The sequence below is a fragment of the Blastocatellia bacterium genome, assembly GCA_035275065.1.
In the GTDB taxonomy this organism is placed as follows: domain Bacteria; phylum Acidobacteriota; class Blastocatellia; order UBA7656; family UBA7656; genus DATENM01.
The window spans coordinates 1-2,829 of record DATENM010000120.1 but is presented as its reverse complement, the minus strand read 5'-3'; the positions used below and the strand labels follow the sequence as shown (position 1 = coordinate 2,829).

The 2,829-nt window shown below is 45.8% G+C and carries 2 protein-coding genes; one reads left to right on the top strand and one right to left on the bottom strand.

The genetic code is table 11. The features are described 5' to 3' along the window. Nucleotides 1-318: 318 nt before the first annotated feature. Nucleotides 319-1,884: an AAA family ATPase gene (locus VJ464_24050; GenBank protein HKQ08220.1), complete on the bottom strand. Its 1,566-nt coding sequence runs from the start codon at nucleotides 1,882-1,884 to the stop codon at nucleotides 319-321. A 490-nt stretch (nucleotides 1,885-2,374) separates the two neighbouring features. Here VJ464_24050 and VJ464_24045 point away from each other — a divergent pair, with 490 nt between their 5' ends. Then, a complete protein-coding gene (locus VJ464_24045; GenBank protein ID HKQ08219.1) occupies nucleotides 2,375-2,656 on the top strand; it encodes a hypothetical protein in 282 nt (93 codons plus the stop codon). The last annotated feature ends 173 nt before the right edge of the window (nucleotides 2,657-2,829 follow it).

Genomic DNA, 2,829 nt, shown 5'->3' with positions numbered 1-2,829 from the left:
TAGAGCGACTGTTCTCGTGGCTTCAGAACTTTCGCCGGATTGCGATGCGCTTTGACTTCCATGATGAGAACTATCTCGGGTTTGTTCACTTAGGCTGCATCAGGATTTTGCTCCGATGCTATTTATGAGACCGCTTGTAGTGAATCATCTACACATTTGGCGACCTAACGCCCGCGTTCAGCGGGGCCGCGAACGGCCTCACAAGTGATTATTCGAATTGTGCTTCGCGGCCTCCGCTGCAACGCCTTGTTAGGTGTCGGCTGTCGGTATAATAGTGAATTATACTCATCAGGTTAGTAATTCTCTATTAATGAGAACTTACCCTAAATGCCTTCGGACGAATTTGCAAATTCGTTCTGATTCTAGCGGTGTGGCTAGAAGCGCAGCTTTTACAAATTTGTGAGCTACTATTTCTTCTTTTAGATTTAGGCGTTCCGCGGCAGTATAAAATTCATTGTGTTTGCCGTCTCTAGCCGCAGTCGCATATATATCTTCAACCTCCTCAGGCGAAAGTCCGAACTCCTGAGCAATGTATTGATATGCTTGGTTACAGCCCTGTTCAAGAATCCATGCTTCTGGCCATTTTGTACCGGGCAGGAAGTCAATGCGTACATTAGCCCAGTTTCGGGCGCTTTCCTTGTCTGGCCAGGATTCCAAGGCTGAAAGAAAGTGTTTGAGGTGTGTTTCTCGTATTGATGACTTATCCCCATCAAGTAATGCACAAACCTCGGTAGACCTCTTCTCTTTGAATCGGGCAGCAAGATGGCGGATTACAGCAGTGGATGAACCTATAGGAATAATGCAGACGCGCAGCCGCAGCTCTTTGGGCAATGCAGCTTCAACAATCAATTGTGCAATACTATCTTCTACAAGAATATCAAGCTCTACTTTGGGCTTTCCTGCTAACTTACCCGTCGCAAATGCAGATGAAATACCTGGTGTAACTTGGGTAGAATTGCCGATGCGTTCAAGAAAAATGCGTCCTTCTGGGGGAAGACAATCGAGGATTATTGGAGAATGTGTAGTACAAATAATCTGGACCTGCCTCTTAAGGCAGAGTTCTTTCAATTCTCGAATTAGTCGGCCCTGAGCTTCTTCATGCAGGCCAAGCTCAATTTCATCTATTAGAATCATTGCCCCCTCAGGACAATCCAGAATTGTAGATATAATGCCAAAGAGAGTATTTTCACCTGCCCCCATATTGAATCCAGAGTATGTTCTGCCCCGATGGGTAACAATGGGTAGCTGGTACTTTGAGTGGCGTTGGTACTCAAAGTTACTGTAATCCCTATCCAAGATACGACCTACAATCTCCTTTACATTGCCTTCCCAACCTTTAGCAGATGATGGAAGGAACGATCTTCGATGACCTTTTAATACGCTCTTTTCAGAATGAGGCACAACCCTATCGATTCCAAGAAATACTATTGGTCGGTGCATACGATAGGTATAGCTATTCCATCGCCCCTCACGCTTCTTTTCTCTATACTGCAAAGCAGAACCTTCACCTTTAGGTAAACGATCACTACGCCTCCAGCGATTAGAGAGGATTTGATATGAGATTGTAATCCCCCCCGGCGGGATTTCCTCTGCTGATTGAATAAAGAAATCAGAAAATGTGTAATACGGTCGAGTACGCCCTGGAAGGCGATATCCATTGGTTGAGTTATGAAAGGCGCAAGCGGCAAGACTAAGGACTGTTGTTTTCCCTGACCCATTGCGCCCAGCTATAGATGTTATAGGATACTTAAAATCTATCATCAGGTTTCGAAGACCTCGGATTTCTCCTCTTAGGACTCTAATTGATTGTAAAGTTTGGCGAGAAGTTACAGTCATAAACCATTGAAGATTATTTCGATCCAATTGCGAATAGGAATAGGTCATCTTTCGCCCTTTGCTAATATTGTTTTTTTAACGCAAGGTAATAAGCTAATCGTTTTTCTTTGATGGAACAAGGTATCTGTTATGCGGACTCAAGAGAGTACGTGACTGAAGGGAAAGACACCTAACGCTCGACATCACCGGGCCGCCGAGCGGCATCGGATGAATGATGAGAACATTGCTTCGGCGGCTCCGGTGCATGTCGTTGTTAGGCGCGCTCACGTTTTATGTCATGCTTCTACTGTTATCGCATACAATGTTAGCTTGATAGGATAGTCTACTGAATTTCTATATCTGGTGTTTTAACATTGTATCCAAGCTGGATACGAGTGAGATACCATTTGCCATTTTGCGCCCGCTCAAATCGTGCCTCTCCTGTACGTTGCTCTTCGTACCGGGGCTGGTTAATCCGAAAAAGGCTTTTAAACCTGACCGCTATTGCGCTCTTATTCTCGTCGGGAAAAAAGGGCCGACACTTAAGAACACATACGTTATGCCAGAACCGCTGAAGTTGTTGTTTACAAAATCTCTTAATACCTCAGTAGCTCTCTGCTCATTTAGATTATCAGCTGTTGCTTGGGCAATCCTAGAAGAAGAATTCAGGTTGCTGGATGCAATATTTGAATTACTGCTCGCTGCATCGGACTGCATACTGGGCTTAGAAGAGGAGCAAGAAACCATTAGCAAGCAACTGAGAATTAGCGCCGAGTGCGTGTTCTTCATCGGAGGCTCCTTTTATTTGGGCTATTCTCATAGCCAAGTTGGTGTTAATTGAAGCCCCTACGCAAGGCACAGCGCCTAACGCCCGCGTTCAGCGGGGGCCGCGTACGGCCTCACCAGCATCCACGTGAGCTGTGCTTCGCGGCCTCCGCTGCAACGCCTTGTTAGGTGCCAATCCGAGAAATGTCAAATACTTCGCAGGCAATCTGTGCGGATCGAGCAACGTAA